The 19,723-nt window shown below is 51.8% G+C and carries 16 protein-coding genes and 1 rRNA gene (1 of these 17 cut by a window edge); 9 read left to right on the forward strand and 8 right to left on the reverse strand.

Annotated elements, in window-relative coordinates:
* Nucleotides 1-314 precede the first annotated feature (314 nt).
* From rsmG to asnC, 4 genes are all read right to left on the reverse strand, one after another.
* The gene (rsmG, locus tag OGV65_RS12305) at nucleotides 315-938 is read right to left on the reverse strand and encodes a 16S rRNA (guanine(527)-N(7))-methyltransferase RsmG (RefSeq protein ID WP_049282857.1); all 624 of its coding nucleotides are present in this window, start codon (nucleotides 936-938) and stop codon (nucleotides 315-317) included.
* A 103-nt stretch (nucleotides 939-1,041) separates the two neighbouring features.
* A complete protein-coding gene (gene mnmG / locus OGV65_RS12310; RefSeq protein WP_016155085.1) occupies nucleotides 1,042-2,931 on the reverse strand; it encodes a tRNA uridine-5-carboxymethylaminomethyl(34) synthesis enzyme MnmG in 1,890 nt (629 codons plus the stop codon).
* Nucleotides 2,932-3,303: 372 nt separating this feature from the next.
* On the reverse strand, nucleotides 3,304-3,753 hold the full coding sequence (gene mioC / locus OGV65_RS12315; RefSeq protein WP_016155086.1) for an FMN-binding protein MioC: 450 nt from the start codon (nucleotides 3,751-3,753) through the stop codon (nucleotides 3,304-3,306).
* A gap of 88 nt (nucleotides 3,754-3,841) precedes the next feature.
* Entirely contained in the window at nucleotides 3,842-4,300 is a 459-nt protein-coding gene (gene asnC / locus OGV65_RS12320) for a transcriptional regulator AsnC (protein ID WP_003023780.1), read from the reverse strand.
* 151 nt (nucleotides 4,301-4,451) lie between these two features.
* On the opposite strand from asnC, the gene asnA reads away from it, so the two are divergent.
* Entirely contained in the window at nucleotides 4,452-5,444 is a 993-nt protein-coding gene (asnA, locus tag OGV65_RS12325) for an aspartate--ammonia ligase (RefSeq protein WP_016155087.1), read from the forward strand.
* A 3-nt stretch (nucleotides 5,445-5,447) separates the two neighbouring features.
* Here asnA and viaA read toward each other — a convergent pair whose 3' ends face one another.
* Together viaA and ravA are read right to left on the reverse strand one after the other, a co-directional pair.
* The gene (viaA, locus tag OGV65_RS12330; protein ID WP_016155088.1) at nucleotides 5,448-6,899 is read right to left on the reverse strand and encodes an ATPase RavA stimulator ViaA; all 1,452 of its coding nucleotides are present in this window, start codon (nucleotides 6,897-6,899) and stop codon (nucleotides 5,448-5,450) included.
* A complete protein-coding gene (gene ravA / locus OGV65_RS12335) occupies nucleotides 6,893-8,389 on the reverse strand; it encodes an ATPase RavA (RefSeq protein ID WP_047358450.1) in 1,497 nt (498 codons plus the stop codon). Before ravA ends, viaA begins: the two co-directional genes overlap by 7 nt.
* A gap of 330 nt (nucleotides 8,390-8,719) precedes the next feature.
* Between ravA and kup the strand changes: the two genes are divergently transcribed.
* The 7 genes from kup (at nucleotide 8,720) to rbsR (ending at nucleotide 16,666) form a co-directional block, all read left to right on the forward strand.
* The gene (gene kup / locus OGV65_RS12340) at nucleotides 8,720-10,588 is read left to right on the forward strand and encodes a low affinity potassium transporter Kup (protein WP_003023768.1); all 1,869 of its coding nucleotides are present in this window, start codon (nucleotides 8,720-8,722) and stop codon (nucleotides 10,586-10,588) included.
* Nucleotides 10,589-10,780: 192 nt separating this feature from the next.
* Nucleotides 10,781-11,200, forward strand: coding sequence for a D-ribose pyranase (gene rbsD, locus OGV65_RS12345; RefSeq protein WP_016155090.1), 420 nt, complete (start codon nucleotides 10,781-10,783; stop codon nucleotides 11,198-11,200).
* Nucleotides 11,201-11,207: 7 nt separating this feature from the next.
* Nucleotides 11,208-12,713, forward strand: coding sequence for a ribose ABC transporter ATP-binding protein RbsA (gene rbsA / locus OGV65_RS12350; protein WP_003023764.1), 1,506 nt, complete (start codon nucleotides 11,208-11,210; stop codon nucleotides 12,711-12,713).
* 5 nt (nucleotides 12,714-12,718) lie between these two features.
* Nucleotides 12,719-13,684 carry a ribose ABC transporter permease gene (gene rbsC, locus OGV65_RS12355; RefSeq protein ID WP_003023762.1) on the forward strand — a complete coding sequence of 322 codons (966 nt, stop codon included), beginning with the start codon at nucleotides 12,719-12,721 and terminating at the stop codon, nucleotides 13,682-13,684.
* A 24-nt stretch (nucleotides 13,685-13,708) separates the two neighbouring features.
* The gene (gene rbsB / locus OGV65_RS12360; protein ID WP_003023760.1) at nucleotides 13,709-14,599 is read left to right on the forward strand and encodes a ribose ABC transporter substrate-binding protein RbsB; all 891 of its coding nucleotides are present in this window, start codon (nucleotides 13,709-13,711) and stop codon (nucleotides 14,597-14,599) included.
* Between the two features lie 141 nt (nucleotides 14,600-14,740).
* Nucleotides 14,741-15,670, forward strand: a complete 930-nt coding sequence (rbsK, locus tag OGV65_RS12365) for a ribokinase (RefSeq protein WP_200108511.1) — start codon at nucleotides 14,741-14,743, stop codon at nucleotides 15,668-15,670.
* Between the two features lie 3 nt (nucleotides 15,671-15,673).
* The gene (gene rbsR, locus OGV65_RS12370; RefSeq protein WP_016155093.1) at nucleotides 15,674-16,666 is read left to right on the forward strand and encodes a ribose operon transcriptional repressor RbsR; all 993 of its coding nucleotides are present in this window, start codon (nucleotides 15,674-15,676) and stop codon (nucleotides 16,664-16,666) included.
* Here rbsR and mdtD read toward each other — a convergent pair.
* Both mdtD and OGV65_RS12380 read right to left on the reverse strand, forming a co-directional pair.
* Nucleotides 16,632-18,059, reverse strand: a complete 1,428-nt coding sequence (mdtD, locus tag OGV65_RS12375; RefSeq protein ID WP_016157827.1) for a multidrug transporter subunit MdtD — start codon at nucleotides 18,057-18,059, stop codon at nucleotides 16,632-16,634. The genes rbsR and mdtD overlap by 35 nt on opposite strands.
* Nucleotide 18,060: 1 nt before the next feature.
* The gene (locus OGV65_RS12380) at nucleotides 18,061-18,765 is read right to left on the reverse strand and encodes a FadR/GntR family transcriptional regulator (RefSeq protein ID WP_181221007.1); all 705 of its coding nucleotides are present in this window, start codon (nucleotides 18,763-18,765) and stop codon (nucleotides 18,061-18,063) included.
* Between the two features lie 454 nt (nucleotides 18,766-19,219).
* Between OGV65_RS12380 and OGV65_RS12385 the strand changes: the two genes are divergently transcribed.
* A 16S ribosomal RNA gene (locus OGV65_RS12385) occupies nucleotides 19,220-19,723 on the forward strand; it runs 1,038 nt beyond the window's last position.

The following is a 19,723-nucleotide window of genomic DNA, read 5'->3' on the forward strand; positions in this document are numbered from 1 at the left end:
AATGATGCCTTTTCATCTTTTTGATATTTAAGCGTAAAAATAGCCACTATTTCAAAAACAACAGCTAACAACAAAAAAACCACACATTGACATTTATAATAAAAAATTAACACAACGGGTGGTTCTTACGTTCTATTTTTAGCAGACTGATATTTTCACAGCTGACTTGTTTCGCTTTTAACAAAAAACGGTACGTTATAGTTATGATGCAAAACCGTAAGGCGCTAGTGAATTGTAACGACATTTAACCACACTATTCCCTATGACTTTTAACACCTGAATAGCCGTTTTTTTTCTATTTTTTTTGATAAAAATTAAATTTTGTTTGGCTTAATAACCACCAGATGACGTTCACCATCCAGTTGCGGAACGCGTAATTTTTCGACCGACTCGACGCTGAATTCCGCAGGCAACGTAGCAATTTCATCTTCTGGCAACTGCCCTTTTAGCGCATAAAAACGCCCATCCAGGCCAGGCAAATGATGGCACCAACTCACCATATCAGTAAGTGACGCGAACGCACGGCTAATGACCCCATCGAACGGCGGCTCTGAAGGGAATTCTTCAACTCGGCTTTGCACAGGAGTGATGTTAGTAAGCGCAAGCTCATGCTGCACCTGACGCAAGAAACGGACGCGTTTTCCCAGACTATCCAGCAGTGTGAAATGCGCTTCTGGGCGCACGATAGAGAGAGGAATACCCGGCAGGCCCGGTCCCGTACCCACGTCAATAAAACGCTCCCCCTTCAGATACGGCGCGACGACAATACTGTCCAGAATATGGCGCACCAGCATTTCGTTGGGATCCCGTACCGACGTCAAGTTGTACGCTTTGTTCCATTTGTGCAGCATATCGACATACGCAATCAGCTGATTTTTCTGGTGATCGGTAAGAGAAATACCGGCATCAGCCAGCAGACGAGAGAGTTTGTTGAGCACGGTCGTTACCTGTTCATAATCAATTTCCCGATGCGCTATAGCTTATCGGGACTACAAATTTGTAGGGCGGGCAGGCGAAGCGCCCGCCGCCAAAATAGTGTTATCAAGCGCTGCGGCGCAGCATACCTTGTTTCTTCAGCCATACCAGCAGAATGGAAATGGCGGCAGGCGTTACGCCAGAAATACGCGATGCCTGGCCGATCGATACCGGTTTGTGATCGTTCAGCTTGGCGATAACTTCATTCGACAAGCCTGAGACCTGACGATAATCCAGCGTTGCAGGCAACAGGGTGTTCTCATTACGCTGTTGTCTTTCGATTTCTTCCTGCTGACGGGCGATATACCCTTCGTATTTCACCTGAATCTCAACCTGTTCCGCGGCCTGAGCATCGTCGAGCGCTGGTGCGAACGCAGATAAAGAGGTCAACTGAGCATAGGTCATATCCGGGCGGCGCAGAAGATCTTCACCGCTGGCTTCACGTGACAAAGGCGTAGCCAGGTGAGCATTCACTTCTGCTGCAGATTCCGCTAACGGATTTACCCAGGTTGATTTGAGACGCTGACGTTCCTGTTCAATACGCTCCAGCTTCTCGTTGAAACGAGCCCAGCGCTCGTCGTCCACCAGACCCAGTTCGCGACCAATTTCGGTCAGACGCAGGTCGGCGTTATCTTCGCGCAGCATCAAACGGTATTCTGCGCGTGAGGTGAACATGCGGTACGGTTCTTTGGTGCCAAGCGTACACAGATCGTCCACCAGTACACCAAGATAAGCCTGATCGCGACGCGGCGCCCAGCCGTCTTTCTCAGCAGACAAGCGTGCGGCGTTCAGACCCGCCAGCATCCCTTGCGCGGCAGCTTCTTCGTAACCGGTAGTTCCGTTAATCTGGCCCGCAAAGAAAAGACCCTGGATGAATTTGCTTTCCAGAGTGGGTTTCAGGTCGCGCGGATCGAAGAAATCATACTCAATCGCGTAGCCAGGACGGACGATTCTGGCATTTTCCATTCCCTGCATGGAGCGGACAATTTGCATCTGCACATCGAACGGCAAGCTGGTGGAGATACCATTCGGATAAATTTCGTTAGACGTGAGTCCTTCCGGCTCGAGGAAGATTTGATGCTGATTACGATCGGCAAAGCGCATCACTTTGTCTTCGATCGACGGGCAGTAGCGCGGACCGATACCTTCGATCACGCCTGCATACATCGGGCTACGATCGAGGTTATTGCGGATCACGTCATGAGTTCTCTCATTGGTATGCGTGATGTAACACGGCATCTGACGCGGATGTTGAGAAGCATCGCCCAGGAATGAGAAGACCGGCATCGGGTTATCGCTGTTTTGCTGGCCGAGCACGCTGAAATCAATAGTGCGTGCATCGATACGCGGCGGCGTACCGGTTTTCAGGCGGCTGACGCGTAACGGCAGTTCACGCAGACGGCGTGACAGCGGGATAGACGGCGGATCGCCAGCACGGCCGCCGCTGTAGTTGTCCAGACCAATATGAATTTTGCCGTCAAGAAAAGTCCCTACGGTTAACACAACCGCTTTGGCACGGAACTTCAGTCCCATTTGGGTCACTGCACCCACAACACGATCGTTTTCAACAATCAGATCTTCAACCGCCTGTTGGAAGATCATCAGATTGGGTTGATTCTCGAGTGCGGTGCGTACTGCCTGGCGATAGAGCACACGGTCGGCCTGAGCTCGGGTAGCACGAACGGCTGGCCCTTTGCTGGCGTTTAGTATCCTAAACTGGATACCTGCATGGTCGATCGCTTTTGCCATCAACCCACCAAGCGCATCCACTTCTTTTACCAGGTGTCCCTTCCCAATACCGCCGATCGCCGGGTTGCAGCTCATCTGTCCCAGAGTGTCGATATTGTGTGTCAAAAGCAGAGTCTGTTGACCCATTCGCGCCGCGGCCATTGCGGCCTCGGTGCCTGCATGACCCCCGCCAATGATGATGACGTCAAAAGGATCCTGATAAAACATGGTAATTGCCTCGCATAACGCGGTGTGAAAGTGGATTGAAGCCCGGGCCGTGGATTCTACTCAACTTTAGTCGATCGAGAAAGCCCTGGGATCCTGGGTATTAAAAAGAAGATCTTTTTATTTAGAGATCTGTTTTATTGTGATCTCTTATTAGGATCGCAACTTTCTGTGGATAAGGGCGATCCTTTGAATAAGATCAACAGGTTGTTGAGGATCATTAGCTGTGAATGATCGGTGATCCTGGCCCGTATAAGCTGGGAGCAGAATGAAGGGTTATACACAACTCAAAAACTGAACAACGGTTGTTCTTGGGATAACTACCGGTTGATCCAAGCTTTTAACCAGAGTTATCCACATAAAAAAGTACGATCTTTACAAATCTCTGAGCAATGGATGCCAGGATCCCAGCCAAATTTCAGCCGGATCTTCCGGAATTTCATGTTCCAGTACGTTGATCCTGAGCGTTTCGCCGATCTGTTTTGCCCCGCAGGCTTTCAGTTCGGCTTCCAGCTTGTCGATTGCGCCGCAAAAGGTGTCATATTCACGACTGCCGATCCCGATTGCACCAAAGTGCACTTGTGAAAGGTCCGGTTTTTGCTCGCATAAGGCATCATATAAAGGCTGCAGGTTGTCAGGGATGTCTCCCGCACCGTGCGTGGAGCTAATAATCAGCCAGATCCCATCAGTCGGGACCTCTTCAAGCATTGGCCCATGCAGTATTTCGCTGGAAAAACCCGCGTCGTCCAGTTTTTCAGCCAGATGCTCTGCTACATATTCCGCACTGCCAAGCGTGCTGCCGCTGATAAGAGTGATTTCTGCCATGATCGCCCACCTTTATAAAGAGGGCGTATTGTACGCTGTGAGCGAGCTGGGATCTACCTGTGGAAAAATAGGGGATTAAAAAAAGCGATCATGGCTTGATGGTACGCATGATCGGGTTTTGCAGGACGATCAGGGTCTCCGTGGACTGAATTTCATCAATTGTTTGGATCTTGTTGATAAGTACCTGCTGTAACGCGTCGATCGACTTGCACATCACCTTTATAAAGATGCTGTAGTGCCCGGTGGTGTAATACGCTTCGGTCACCTCATCGAGGCTTTCCAGTCTGGCCAACGCTGACGGATAGTCTTTCGCACTTTTCAGGATGATGCCGATAAAGCAACCGACGTCATAGCCTAACTGTTTGGGACTAACATCAATCCGCGCGCCGGTAATAATCCCGGCCTGCTTCATCTTCTCTACGCGAACGTGAATTGTCCCCGGGCTAACGCCGAACTGTTTGGCCAATTCGGCATAGGCCGTTCGGGCATTTTCCATCAGGGCGTCAAGAATGCCGCGGTCCAGATTGTCGATCTGATAATTTTCCATAGGTTTTTCTTATGTAGATTAATGATTCCCTCTATTTTAGACGTTAATTTTAACGAATCAAAATCGAAGACGGCTTTTTGTTTGTTGATTATTGAATATTACCTACATTCTGTTGCTTAATCATAGGCAACAGGACACAGGAGTACACATAATGAAAACCGCTTACATTGCCAAACAACGTCAAATTAGCTTCGTAAAATCTCATTTTTCTCGTCAGCTGGAAGAGCGTTTAGGTCTGATCGAAGTTCAGGCTCCGATCCTCAGCCGCGTAGGAGATGGCACGCAAGATAACTTGTCGGGCTGTGAAAAAGCGGTGCAGGTGAAGGTTAAAGCATTGCCAGACGCTCAATTCGAAGTGGTTCATTCACTGGCGAAGTGGAAGCGTCAAACATTAGGACAACACGACTTTAGCGCAGGCGAAGGGCTGTACACGCATATGAAGGCCCTGCGTCCTGATGAAGATCGCCTTTCCCCGCTGCACTCAGTGTATGTTGACCAGTGGGACTGGGAGCGCGTGATGGGCGACGGCGAGCGTCAATTCTCCACTCTGAAAAGCACGGTAGAGGCTATCTGGGCGGGAATTAAGGCTACCGAAGCTGCGGTGAGCAAAGAGTTTGGTCTGGCACCATTCCTGCCAGAGCAGATCCACTTTGTTCATAGCCAGGAACTGTTATCTCGTTATCCTGGTCTTGACGCAAAAGGTCGTGAACGTGCGATCGCTAAAGAGCTGGGCGCGGTATTCCTGGTGGGGATCGGCGGCAAGCTCAGTGACGGTCACCGCCATGATGTACGTGCGCCGGATTATGATGACTGGAGTTCAGCATCCGAGCTGGGTCACGCCGGTCTGAACGGTGATATTCTGGTCTGGAACCCGGTACTGGAAGATGCGTTTGAGCTGTCTTCTATGGGGATCCGTGTGGATGCTGACGCTCTGAAACATCAGCTGTCTCTGACCGGAGATGAAGATCGTCTGAGTCTGGAATGGCACCAGGCGCTGCTGCGCGGTGAAATGCCACAGACGATTGGTGGAGGAATTGGGCAGTCGCGTCTGACCATGCTGTTGCTGCAATTACCACACATTGGTCAGGTTCAGTGTGGCGTATGGCCGGCACAGGTACGTGAAAGCGTCGCCTCTCTGTTGTAAGAATTAACGCCGCCAGCGTCTGAGCAGGCGGCTTCGCATCCCGGTATCAAAGCGCCAGATATGATCGAAAATGCGCATGATACCGGGTTTACCATGTGCTGACATCGCCACCGCATGAAAACGGTGTTGGTGCACCCGCTGTAATTCCCCCACTTTGCTGACAACCTCATCGGGCAATCGCTGAGCGATAAAATCTGAGATCACCACCGCATCAGCATCAAACCATTCCCGACCCTGCATGCGCTCAGTAATGGCGCGAAAACAGCTGGCAATATCGGTACCGCCGCGAAAGCGCTGACTTAAAAAACGGATCGCCTGTTCAATACCCTCCGGGCCGGATAGCTCATAGCGCACTACTTCTGTTGAAAACAGCATGATGAAACAGCGTCGGTTATCGGCAAGGGCGACGCGCATTAGCGCCAGGCAAAAGGCTTTCGCACACTGCTCATTAAAGCCGCCCATCGATCCCGAAGTATCAACGCAGACGATAAACGGTCCGCGCGGTTGCTCGTCAAAATCCTGATGCACCACAGGGCGTTCCGTGACTTTCTCACGCCATGCTTCGCCGTGCAGGCGATAGGTCAACAGCTGCTTTTCCACCAGTCGTCGGTAGAACTCGTATTCCAGTTCGGTAATGCCCAGCGTGGCCAGTTCCGGCGGCAGCAGGCGCAGGATATCGTCGCTTTGCTGGATGCCATCTACTTGCTCCGGGACGGTTGCCGGTTCGCGCACCAGGGTACGGAAAGTTTCCATTGGCGCATCTTTTCGCGGTACGGATTTCGCTTCTCTGGAACGGCCTAACTGCTCAGCCAGACGCTGGAGTTCAGGTTGTTGCGTCAGGAATTCGCCATATTTCACCATCAACTGATAATCACCGCGCTTGATTTGACCTGCGCTCATATCCCACAACCGGCCTGCGGCGTTGTCATTTTCTGCCAGTACGGGTTCCAGTTGCCCGCTGAGGGTCATCCGTTCCTGTACTTCACTGAGCAAATGCTCGCGCTCTTCTTCCAGCAGTTGCTGATTCAGCGTTGTGGTTTGCACCACCAGGCTCAGGCGCCAGCGCTGGAGAAAAAGCGTATGTAGGGCAGGCGTAAACGCGCTGTTGTCATTGACCAACTGCTGCGCTTGTCCGGCCCATGGCGAATGGAGGTGGTGCAATAGCGACAATATTTGCGGTAGCTGGACGATAAACTGCGCATGAGAGAGGAGCTGGCTTTGTTGATAGCATATGACTTCTTCCGCTAACTCCGGCGGTACATGGGTATCTTTGAGGCGGCTACGCAAAGATTCACGCCAGCGGGGAATATCGTCAGTGATCGCTTTTTTAAGGCGAGGGAATTTGTTAAAAAATACCACCATCTTCGGAGAAGCCAGTAGGGCGACGATCATCTCTTCGATCATCGCTTCTTCACTGACTGCCAGCATGATGTTGAGCGTATCAAGGGTCAGCATTGTTGCGCCTGGCGGATTTGTGCCCCGACATCCTGCAGACTGGCCTCAATGCGGCCTAACCAGTCGCTATGAATAAACAGACATTTTTGTTGCTCGCTAAATGCGCTGTGCTGCTGATGCCACTCGTTATCGAGCGCTTCAAGCTCCTGTTTTATTTCAGCGGGCATACTCTCTTGTGATGTACCGGGCAATGCCAGGCGAGAGCCTTGTAAGCTGACGTCGCGTACAACCAGGTGCTGCGCGCTATCCACTTCCATGTTCAGCGTCTGGGCAAAACCGATGCCGTTTAATTTTCCGCGGATCTCACCACCTTTGGTTAACCACAGTTCCAGCGCGCTACGTTCGAAAGCAATATGGATTACTTCCATATCATGCAGCTTTAAGGGCTTTTGCAGTAGTAATGTCACGACGGAAGACGTGGCCTCCGGCGGTAAATCATAATGAGGACGACGGCTGAACATGCCGCCCTGACGGATCACGGTGAATGCTGTTTTATCGCTTTGCTGCTGCTGGAGCTGAATGCGGCGCTGCACAATACTGCCCAGACGGGTCAGCATGGCTTGCTGTTGCCATGCGTGTCCGGTCATCAATATTTCCAGCTGCTGCTGCATTAAATTCAGGCTTTGTGCGTCGTACCACAGGCAGTCTTTCAGCAGGATCAGATCGATGGGAACTACCGCATCACGTCCGCTAAAGAAGGCGCTGGCCTGGAGCAAGCGAATGGCTTTTTTCCAGCGACGATCGGACACGTAGGGGGCATTCGGTAGCGTGTCCAACTGCTGGCGCAGCATGAAAATAAGCTCAAACACGCGATCGGGAAGCGTGATGGCGCCAATGTCCTTTTGCCACTGGTAATACTCTTCATCCGTTACCTGTAACGATGCCGGGACCGGATTGTCGCTTTCATCCTGCTGACTTAACAGCATCGAGCGGAAGTTGGCCTTGTCCTGGACTTTATCCAGCCACAGACGAATCAGCATACGGTCGTACAGCGCTTCCAGGCTGCTGTCTGCTTCAGGCAGTTCGTTGGAGGCTGCCACCAGCAGGCGCATCGGGATTTTCTCTTCATGCGCGCCGTTGCGGAAGTGGCGTTCGTTGATGGCGGTCAGCAGGGTGTTAAGAATCGCCGGTCCCGCCTTCCAGATTTCATCGAGAAAGACGATTTCAGCTTCAGGGAGATAGCCTGCCGTTAAGCGTTCATAGCGACCTTCGTCTTTTAACGCCTGAATGGACAGCGGGCCGAAAACCTCTTCCGGCGTAGAGAAGCGCGTCATCAGATATTCGAAGGCGCGAGCATTTTGAAAGGCAAATTTCAGTCTGCGGGCAATTAAGCTTTTCGCGATCCCGGGAGGACCTAATAAGAAAACGCTCTCGCCGCTAAGTGCAGCCAGCAGACACAGACGAATGGCGTGGCTACGTTCATAAAGTCCCTTTTCCAGCGCATTGCTCAGACGGGAAATTCTTTCCGCTAATAAATGTGGGTGAGCCATAATGAAGTGGCGTCCTTTCGCCAAATGTACTGCATAAACAGCGAGTATAGATGCTTCACACCAGTGCAGTAATAGACTGAAGGTGCGCTTATTTTTCTTTGAGCCAGATTAATCTGGTCTCATTTAGGGGTACGATTTTGCGATTAATCGTGCATACTGTGCGCCTTTTTGTGGGCCAAGGGACGACGCACACATTTCTTATATATACACCAAATCAATCAAGCTGCACCAAGGCGGCAATGGAGTTTTCTTCTGGGATGGGGGGAATAACGAATGCAGCTCACGCGGAGGTGGCTTGAAAGATGATGTGTATAAACGAAAGACGAGTCTATGAGCACTGATAATAAACAATCATTGTCTGCGATTACCCTTGCGGCCATTGGGGTTGTCTACGGTGATATTGGTACCAGCCCACTTTATACGCTTCGTGAATGTTTGTCCGGCCAGTTTGGTTTTGGCGTTGAACGTGATGCCGTATTTGGCTTTCTCTCGCTGATTTTCTGGCTGCTGATCTTTGTTGTCTCCATTAAATACCTGACGTTTGTCATGCGCGCGGATAACGCCGGAGAAGGCGGGATCCTGACGCTGATGTCATTGGCCGGGCGTAATACTTCAGCACGAACAACCTCCATGCTGGTGATTATGGGGTTGATTGGCGGCAGCTTCTTCTATGGAGAAGTGGTGATAACGCCTGCTATCTCGGTGATGTCGGCGATTGAAGGTCTGGAGATCATTGCCCCGCAACTGGATACCTGGATTGTTCCGCTCTCGATAATCGTACTGACCCTGCTGTTTTTGATTCAAAAACACGGTACCGGCATGGTCGGTAAGCTGTTTGCGCCGATTATGCTGTTGTGGTTCCTGACGCTGGCGGTGTTAGGCGTGCGCAGTATTATTGGCAATCCGGAAGTGCTGCAGGCGCTCAATCCATATTGGGCGGTGCATTTCTTCCTCGAATTCAAAACGTTGTCCTTTATTGCGCTGGGTGCGGTGGTGTTGTCGATTACCGGTGTTGAAGCGCTGTATGCGGATATGGGCCACTTTGGTAAGTTGCCGATTCGCCTGGCATGGTTCTCCGTGGTATTGCCTTCGCTGGTACTCAACTATTTTGGTCAGGGGGCGTTGCTGTTAAAGCATCCTGAAGCGATAAAAAACCCGTTCTTCCTGCTGGCGCCGGACTGGGCGTTGATACCGCTCCTGATCCTCGCCGCGCTGGCAACGGTTATCGCTTCACAGGCGGTTATCTCCGGCGTCTTCTCACTGACGCGTCAGGCCGTGCGTCTGGGGTATTTATCACCGATGCGTATCATCCATACCTCGGAAATGGAGTCGGGCCAGATCTACATTCCTTTCGTTAACTGGATGCTCTATTTTGCAGTGGTTATTGTGATTGTGAGCTTTGAACACTCCAGCAATCTGGCTGCGGCGTACGGGATTGCGGTGACGGGGACAATGGTGCTGACCTCAATTCTGTCGACCACCGTGGCGCGCAAAAACTGGCACTGGAATAAATACTTCGTCTTCCTGATCCTGGTGGCGTTCTTGTGCGTCGATGTTCCGCTGTTCTCCGCGAACCTCGATAAACTGATTTCCGGCGGTTGGCTGCCTCTGACGCTGGGTCTGGTGATGTTCACCATCATGACTACCTGGAAAAGCGAGCGTTTCCGTCTGCTGCGTCGCATGCATGAGCACGGTAACTCTCTGGAGGCGATGATTGCCTCTCTGGAGAAATCACCACCGGTACGCGTGCCGGGAACGGCGGTGTACATGTCTCGTGCATTGAACGTCATCCCGTTTGCGCTACTGCATAACCTCAAACATAACAAGGTCCTGCATGAACGCGTTATTCTGCTGACGCTGCGCACGGAAGATGCGCCATATGTTCACAATGTGCGTAGGGTGCAGATTGAGCAGTTATCGCCCACCTTCTGGCGCGTGGTGGCCAGCTACGGTTGGCGCGAAACGCCGAACGTTGAAGAAGTGTTCCATCGCTGCGGTCTGGAAGGCTTAAGCTGTCGGATGATGGAAACCTCGTTCTTCATGTCGCATGAGTCGTTGATTGTTGGCAAACGACCATGGTATCTGCGTCTGCGCGGCAAGCTGTATCTGCTACTACAACGCAATGCGCTGCGCGCCCCGGACCAGTTTGAAATCCCACCTAACCGGGTTATTGAGCTCGGTACTCAGGTCGAGATTTAATCTCATCGACGCCCTCTTTCATCGCGAAAGGGGGCGTTTTGTTTTGTCCCTCCCAGTTTTCATTCCATCGAATGATAATCCTTGCGAAACGTTTCGATGGCGATCACATTTTCGTAACTTCGCGGTGGTTTTATCTCCACTCTTCGCTCTACACTTATCTTCAGCGAAACGTTTCGCTAGTGGGGAAAGAAAATGAAGAAAGGCACGGTACTCAACTCTGAAATTTCATCGGTGATCTCCCGTCTGGGGCATACCGATACGCTGGTGGTGTGTGATGCAGGTTTACCCATCCCGAATAGCACAACGCGTATCGATATGGCATTAACCCAGGGCGTACCTTCTTTTATGCAGGTACTGGATGTGGTGACACGTGAAATGCAGGTCGAGGCGGCCATTCTCGCGACGGAAATTAAACAACATAATCCGCAACTCCACGAAACGTTGCTCAGCCACATTGAGCAACTGCAACAACACCAGGGAAACACCATAGAAATTCGTTACACCACGCATGAACAATTCAAAAAACAAACCGCAGACAGTCAGGCGGTAATTCGCAGCGGAGAGTGTTCTCCGTATGCGAATATCATTCTCTGTGCTGGCGTCACGTTCTGAGGCCATCATGAACGCATTACTGCAACTCAAAGGGATCGATAAAGCGTTCCCGGGCGTAAAAGCGCTATCCGGCGCCGCGCTGAATGTCTACCCAGGCCGCGTAATGGCGCTGGTGGGCGAAAACGGCGCGGGCAAATCCACCATGATGAAAGTGCTGACCGGGATCTATACCCGTGATGCCGGTTCTTTATTGTGGTTGGGAAAAGAGACCACCTTTAACGGCCCTAAATCCTCCCAGGAAGCTGGAATCGGTATCATCCACCAGGAGCTGAATTTGATCCCGCAACTCACTATTGCCGAGAACATTTTTCTTGGCCGTGAGTTCGTTAATCGCTTTGGCAAAATTGACTGGAAGAAGATGTACGCCGAAGCCGATCTGCTGCTTGCCAAACTGAATCTGCGCTTTAAAAGCGACAGACTGGTCGGTGAACTGTCGATTGGCGATCAGCAGATGGTTGAAATTGCCAAAGTGCTGAGCTTTGAATCGAAGGTCATCATTATGGATGAGCCGACGGATGCGCTCACCGATACCGAAACAGAATCCCTGTTCCGCGTCATTCGCGAACTTAAATCCCAGGGACGCGGCATTGTCTATATTTCTCACCGCATGAAAGAGATCTTCGAGATTTGTGACGACGTGACCGTTTTTCGCGACGGGCAGTTTATTGCCGAGCGTGAAGTCGCCTCGCTGACCGAAGACTCGCTGATTGAAATGATGGTGGGACGTAAGCTGGAAGATCAATACCCGCGCCTGGAAAAAGCGCCGGGTGACATTCGCCTGAAGGTCGATAACCTGTGCGGCCCTGGCGTAAACGATGTTTCATTCACGCTGCGTAAAGGCGAGATCCTTGGCGTATCGGGGCTGATGGGGGCCGGACGTACCGAGCTGATGAAAGTGTTGTACGGCGCATTGCCGCGCACCAGCGGTTACGTCACGCTTGATGGCCATGAAGTGGTCACCCGTTCGCCGCAGGATGGGTTGGCTAACGGCATCGTCTATATTTCTGAAGACCGTAAACGCGATGGTTTAGTGCTGGGCATGTCGGTGAAAGAGAACATGTCACTAACCGCGCTGCGTTATTTCAGTCGCGCTGGTGGAAGCCTTAAACATAAAGACGAGCAGCAGGCGGTAGGTGATTTTATTCGTCTGTTCAATGTTAAAACGCCATCGATGGAACAGGCTATCGGTCTGCTTTCTGGCGGTAATCAGCAGAAAGTGGCGATTGCGCGCGGTCTGATGACCCGACCAAAAGTCCTGATCCTCGATGAACCAACGCGCGGTGTTGACGTTGGGGCTAAAAAAGAAATCTATCAGCTTATCAACCAGTTTAAGGCCGATGGGCTGAGCATCATTCTGGTCTCCTCTGAGATGCCAGAAGTATTGGGCATGAGCGATCGAATTATCGTTATGCATGAAGGGCATCTCGGCGGTGAGTTCACTCGCGAGCAGGCCACTCAAGAAGTATTAATGGCTGCCGCTGTGGGCAAGCTTAATCGCGTGAATCAGGAGTAAAAAAGATGACTACCCAGGCTGTTTCTGGTCGCCGTTATTTCACTAAAGCATGGCTTCTGGAGCAAAAGTCGCTCATCGCTCTGTTAGTGCTGATCGCGATTGTTTCCACCATGAGCCCTAACTTTTTTACCGTTAATAACCTGTTCAACATCCTCCAGCAAACGTCGGTGAACGCCATCATGGCCGTTGGCATGACGCTGGTTATCCTGACGTCGGGGATCGATCTGTCTGTCGGTTCTTTGCTGGCGCTTACCGGTGCGGTTGCGGCTTCCATTGTAGGGATTGAAGTCAATGCGCTGGTGGCTGTCGCTGCGGCCCTGGCGCTCGGTGCTGCTATTGGTGCGGTAACCGGGGTGATTGTCGCGAAAGGCCGGGTACAGGCGTTTATCGCGACCCTGGTGATGATGCTGCTGCTGCGTGGTGTGACCATGGTATACACCAACGGCAGTCCGGTTAATACCGGGTTTACTGACAATGCCGATCTGTTTGGCTGGTTTGGTATTGGTCGTCCGTTAGGCGTCCCTACGCCTGTGTGGATTATGGGGATTGTCTTCCTCGCGGCGTGGTACATGCTGCACCACACTCGTCTGGGTCGTTATATCTATGCGCTGGGCGGTAACGAAGCGGCAACGCGCCTGTCCGGTATCAGCGTAAGTAAAATCAAAATTATCGTTTACTCCCTGTGTGGTCTGCTGGCATCGCTGGCGGGCATCATTGAAGTAGCGCGCCTCTCCTCTGCGCAACCGACGGCAGGTACTGGCTATGAGCTGGATGCTATCGCCGCGGTGGTGTTAGGTGGTACCAGCCTGGCTGGCGGTAAAGGACGTATTGTTGGGACGCTGATCGGCGCATTGATTCTTGGTTTCCTCAATAATGGTTTGAATTTGTTAGGTGTATCCTCTTATTACCAGATGATCGTTAAAGCGGTGGTGATTTTGCTGGCGGTACTGGTAGACAACAAAAAGCAGTAACAACGATTACAGGACATCTTAAATATGAACATGAAAAAACTGGCTACCCTGGTTTCTGCTGTTGCGCTGAGCGCCACCGTGAGCGCGAATGCGATGGCGAAAGATACCATTGCGCTGGTGGTCTCCACCCTCAACAACCCGTTCTTTGTTTCTTTGAAGGACGGGGCGCAAAAAGAGGCTGATAAGCTGGGCTACAACCTGGTGATTCTGGACTCACAGAACAACCCGGCGAAAGAGCTGGCTAACGTTCAGGATTTAACGGTTCGTGGAACTAAAATTCTGCTGATTAACCCGACAGACTCCGATGCTGTTGGTAACGCTGTGAAGATGGCTAACCAGGCGAAAATTCCGGTTATCACCCTTGACCGCGTTGCGTCCAAAGGCGAAGTAGTAAGCCATATTGCATCTGATAACGTGCTGGGCGGTAAGATTGCGGGCGATTACATCGCGAAGAAAGCGGGTGAAGGCGCGAAAGTTATCGAACTGCAGGGTATTGCCGGTACTTCAGCGGCGCGTGAGCGTGGCGAAGGTTTCCAGCAGGCTGTTGCGGCACACAAATTTAACGTACTGGCCAGCCAGCCGGCCGACTTCGACCGCACCAAAGGTCTGAACGTCATGCAGAACCTGCTTACCGCGCATCCTGACGTGCAGGCCGTATTTGCCCAGAACGATGAAATGGCGTTGGGTGCGCTGCGCGCACTGCAAACTGCGGGTAAATCTGATGTGATGGTGGTTGGATTTGACGGTACTCCAGATGGCGAAAAAGCAGTAAATGATGGCAAACTGGCTGCGACCATTGCTCAGCTGCCGGATCAGATCGGCGCGAAAGGCGTTGAGACTGCGGATAAAGTCCTGAAAGGCGAGAAGGTTCAGGCTAAATATCCGGTTGACCTGAAGCTGGTCATCAAGCAGTAATACCGATTCAGGTCGCTCGCGGCCTGATGGAGACATAAAGACGCCATCCCCGTATCGGGTTTTGGGGATGAAGGCGTAAAAAGAAAAGCAGGGCACGCGCCACCCTAATCCGGTGGCGCACTTTGACTTGGAACACCAAATATGAAAACCGCAGGCAACCTCGTTGTTCTTGGCAGTATCAATGCCGATCACATCCTCAACCTTAACGCTTTCCCGACACCTGGTGAAACCGTAACCGGTAACCATTATCAGGTCGCATTTGGTGGTAAAGGCGCGAATCAGGCTGTTGCTGCGGGGCGTAGTGGCGCGAATATCGCATTTATTGCCTGTACGGGTGATGATGATATTGGCGAAAGTGTTCGTAAACAGTTAGCCAAAGATAATATCGATATTGCGCCGATTAGCGTAATTTCTGGGGAATCGACCGGTGTGGCGTTGATTTTTGTGAATGGTGAAGGTGAGAACGTCATCGGCATTCATGCTGGTGCGAACGCGGCACTTTCGCCTGCGCTGGTGGAAGCTCAGCATGAGCGTATTGCCCAGGCGTCTGCCTTACTGATGCAGTTAGAGTCACCGATCGAAAGCGTACTGGCTGCGGCAAAGATTGCACATCAAAATAAGACCACGGTAGCCCTTAACCCGGCCCCGGCACGTGAACTTTCTGACGAACTGCTGGCGCTGGTGGATATTATTACCCCGAATGAAACCGAGGCTGAAAAGCTCACGGGGATCCGGGTTGAAAACGATGAAGACGCGGCCAAAGCTGCGCAGGCATTGCACGCGAAGGGGATCCATACTGTACTGATTACCTTAGGCAGTCGCGGGGTGTGGGCCAGCGTAAATGGTGAAGGTCAGCGTGTGCCAGGGTTTAAAGTGGACGCCGTTGATACCATCGCCGCTGGGGATACCTTTAACGGCGCGTTAATTACAGCGTTACTGGAAGAGACTCCGCTGCCTGAAGCTATCCGATTTGCACATGCCGCTGCGGCGATTGCGGTCACCCGTAAGGGCGCACAGCCTTCCGTTCCATGGCGCGAAGAAATAGAAGCGTTTTTAAGTCAACAGAGGTAACGCTTGGCTACAATGAAGGACGTCGCCCGCCTGGCGGGGGTTTCCACGTCGACGGTTTCTCACGTCATTAATAAAGATCGCTTTGTCAGTGAGTCTGTCACTGACAAAGTTGAAGCGGCGATTAAAGAGCTTAACTACGCGCCCTCAGCACTGGCGCGTAGTCTCAAGTTAAACCAGACCCACACTATTGGCATGTTAATCACTGCCAGTACCAACCCCTTTTATTCCGAGCTGGTGCGCGGCGTTGAACGTAGTTGTTTTGAACGCGGTTACAGCCTGGTGCTGTGCAATACCGAAGGTGATGAACAGCGCATGAACCGTAATCTGGAAACGTTAATGCAAAAACGGGTGGACGGCTTGCTGCTGCTCTGCACGGAAACACATCAACCTTCCAGGGAGATCATGCAACGCTATCCTTCTATACCGACCGTCATGATGGACTGGTCGCCTTTTGATGGTGAAAGCGATCTGATCCAGGATAACTCCCTGTTGGGCGGGGATTTAGCCACTCAACATCTTATCGAAAAAGGTTTTACGCGCATTGCCTGCATCACCGGGCCGCTGGATAAAACTCCGGCGCGTTTACGTCTGGAAGGATATCGGGCGGCAATGAAGCGGGCGGGGTTGCCGGTCCCGGAAGGTTACGAGATTACCGGTGACTTTGAGTTCGGCGGCGGCTTTGAAGCTATGCAAACGTTGCTGTCGCATAAACAGCGACCGCAGGCCGTTTTTACCGGCAATGATGCCATGGCGGTTGGCGCGTATCAGGCTCTGTACCAATCGGGATTGCGCATTCCGCAGGATATGGCGGTGGTGGGTTATGATGATATCGAGCTGGCGCGCTATATGACGCCGCCGCTGACGACCATCCATCAACCAAAAGATGAACTGGGCGAACTAGCCATCGATGTATTAATCCACCGGATGGCGCAGCCCGCATTACAGCAACAGCGCCTGCAACTTACTCCTGTTTTGATGGAGCGGGGGTCGGTTTAGGATTATGTCGCTCTTTAATCAGGTTACGTCCATCTTTTGCTTTTAGCAGCATGAACATCAGCGCAGACACTACCGTGATAGCGCCCATCGTCATAAAGGTGTAGTGGAACTGCTCGACCGTATTGGTTCCTTCCATACCTTCATAGATACGCAGAACGGCAGCGCTGATGGCGACCCCTAAACTGATTGATAACTGCTGAGTAACGGCCAGCACACTGTTGCCGCTGCTGGCGTTTTCATCGGTCAGGTCTGCCAGAGTGATGGTATTCATGGAGGTAAACTGGGTGGACATCGCCATACCCAAAATGAACAACGGCAGGATCAACATCCAGACCGGCATGGCGGGAGATTGCAATGCGAACTGCGCAATCATCAGGCCGATAAATACCGTAACACCCACCAGTGTGGTTCTGTAGCCGAGCCGGCGCAGCACCTGCGTCACCATTGATTTCGCCAGTATTGATCCCAGCGCCGTTGGCGCCATCATGCAACCGGCGATCAGCGCCGGGTATCCAAAGCCTACCTGCAACATTAGCGGCATTAAGAAGGGCACGCACCCTGTACCCAGACGAGTGGCAAGGTTTCCGGCGATCCCGACGGAAAAAGTTCGGGTCTTAAATATAGGAAGCGATATTAGCGGCGTTGGGTGACGACGCGCGTGGCGAATGTAGGCGAGCAGTAACAGAATGCTGGCAAGAATAATGCTGAGCGCTATCCAGGTCTCGACAAGCTTCTCACCGAACAGCTCTACCCCGCTGGAAAACAACACCAGGCTCAAACCAAACAGAAAGAAACCGGTCATATCAAAACCGCGGCGCGGCGTGGTGAAGTTCGGCATATATTTGCGGGCATAGAAGATACCGGCAACCCCAATTGGAATATTAATCAGGAAGATCCAGTGCCAACTGGCCCACGTGACCAGTACACCGCCCAATACCGGGCCTAAAATCGGCCCCACAAGTCCAGGCATGGTTACGAAGTTAAGCACGGGAAGCAGTTCGCTGCGGGGGTAAGCACGTAATAATGCCAGACGGGCAACGGGCATCATCATAGCGCCGCCAATGCCCTGAATGATGCGGAAAATCACCAGTTCGCTTAGGGAGCTGGACAGCGCACAGGCCAGCGAACCCAGCGTAAACAGGCTAACAGCTATCATAAAGACGCGCCGGGTACCAAACCTGTCTGCCAGCCATCCACTCACCGGGATCAGCATCGCGACCGTCAGGGTGTAACTGATAATGGCTGACTGCATGGCGAGCGGAGAGCGGTTAAGGCTGTGTGCTATTGCGGGTAAGGCGGTATTGAGGATCGTGGCGTCTAGTGCCTGCATAAAAAAGGCCATGGCTGCTATCCACGGTAGCCCGGCCATACTGCGTGATTTCTTTTCTGACATATTATTTATCCGGTAGCACGTTCGGTGCTATCAGCAATGCCTGACAGGCAGCGAAGGCGCGATCGCCATCGCTCTCATCTATTGCGTCGACAATGGACTGGTGTAAATCCAGCTTGACCACGTCGTTATAGGTAATAGAGGTAAAGTAGGTCTGGTAAACGGAATGGAAGAGTGACGCGAAGGAGATAAGGAACGGGTTCGCACTCATTTCATAGATGTGTTCATGCCAGGCGATATCAACCTCAATCCAACGCTCGCGTCTGAAGTTTCTTTTCAGCTCGACCATTTCTTCCATCAGCGTGTTGAGATGCGCTTTCTGTTCTGCCGTACCTATAGTCGCCGCCAGTAAACACGCCTGAGGCTCCAGGCTGATACGCATCACCAGAAAATGTTTAATGACCTGAGAGAAATTATCTTCTGTCATCCACCAGGTGAGCAGCTCCTGGTCGAGGAAGTTCCAGTTTGCCTGCGGCATGACGCGTGTACCAATACGCGGGCGCGGTAATACCATACCTTTTGCCGTTAACGTCTTTACCGCTTCTCTTACCGCGGTACGACTCACGCCAAACTGATCACCCAGCTCTATTTCGCCAGGCAATATAGCGCCCGGTGCGTATTCACCTTTTAATATTCGCTGAGCCAGCTTTTCGGCCAGAACGTAGGACAGGTTTTTCTGTGCGGCTAGCTGTTGGGCATTTAACGGCATGAATGGTTTTCCTTACTTTATTTCTTATTCATTAGTATGCCACCTGGAAGTGTTATTGCGGCTGCAAAAACGGCAATTTGCTTATTTTATGGCATGTTAATGGTGGTTTTGCTGAAAAAACACGCACTCGGAAAGTTATTTTAAATTTCCCCTTGTCAGCCTGAAATAACTCCCTATAATGCGCCTCCACTGACACGGAACAACGGATTACAAACCGCCGGGTCAGCGGAGAAAAGCGAAAATAAACGCTTGACTCTGTAGCGGGATGGCGTAATATGCACACCCCGCGCCGCTGAGAAAAAGCGAAGCGGCACTGCTCTTTAACAATTTATCAGACAATCTGTGTGGGCACTCGAAGATACGGATTCTTAACGTCGCAAGACGAAAAATGAATACCAAGTCTCTGAGTGAACACGTAATTCATTACGAAGTTTAATTCACGAGCATCAAACTTAAATTGAAGAGTTTGATCATGGCTCAGATTGAACGCTGGCGGCAGGCCTAACACATGCAAGTCGAACGGTAGCACAGAGGAGCTTGCTCCTTGGGTGACGAGTGGCGGACGGGTGAGTAATGTCTGGGAAACTGCCCGATGGAGGGGGATAACTACTGGAAACGGTAGCTAATACCGCATAACGTCGCAAGACCAAAGAGGGGGACCTTCGGGCCTCTTGCCATCGGATGTGCCCAGATGGGATTAGCTAGTAGGTGGGGTAACGGCTCACCTAGGCGACGATCCCTAGCTGGTCTGAGAGGATGACCAGCCACACTGGAACTGAGACACGGTCCAGACTCCTACGGGAGGCAGCAGTGGGGAATATTGCACAATGGGCGCAAGCCTGATGCAGCCATGCCGCGTGTATGAAGAAGGCCTTCGGGTTGTAAAGTACTTTCAGCGAGGAGGAAGGTGTTGTGGTTAATAACCACAGCAATTGACGTTACTCGCAGAAGAAGCACC

The organism is Citrobacter sp. Cb004, assembly GCF_030337065.1.
GTDB classification, from domain to species: domain Bacteria; phylum Pseudomonadota; class Gammaproteobacteria; order Enterobacterales; family Enterobacteriaceae; genus Citrobacter; species Citrobacter braakii.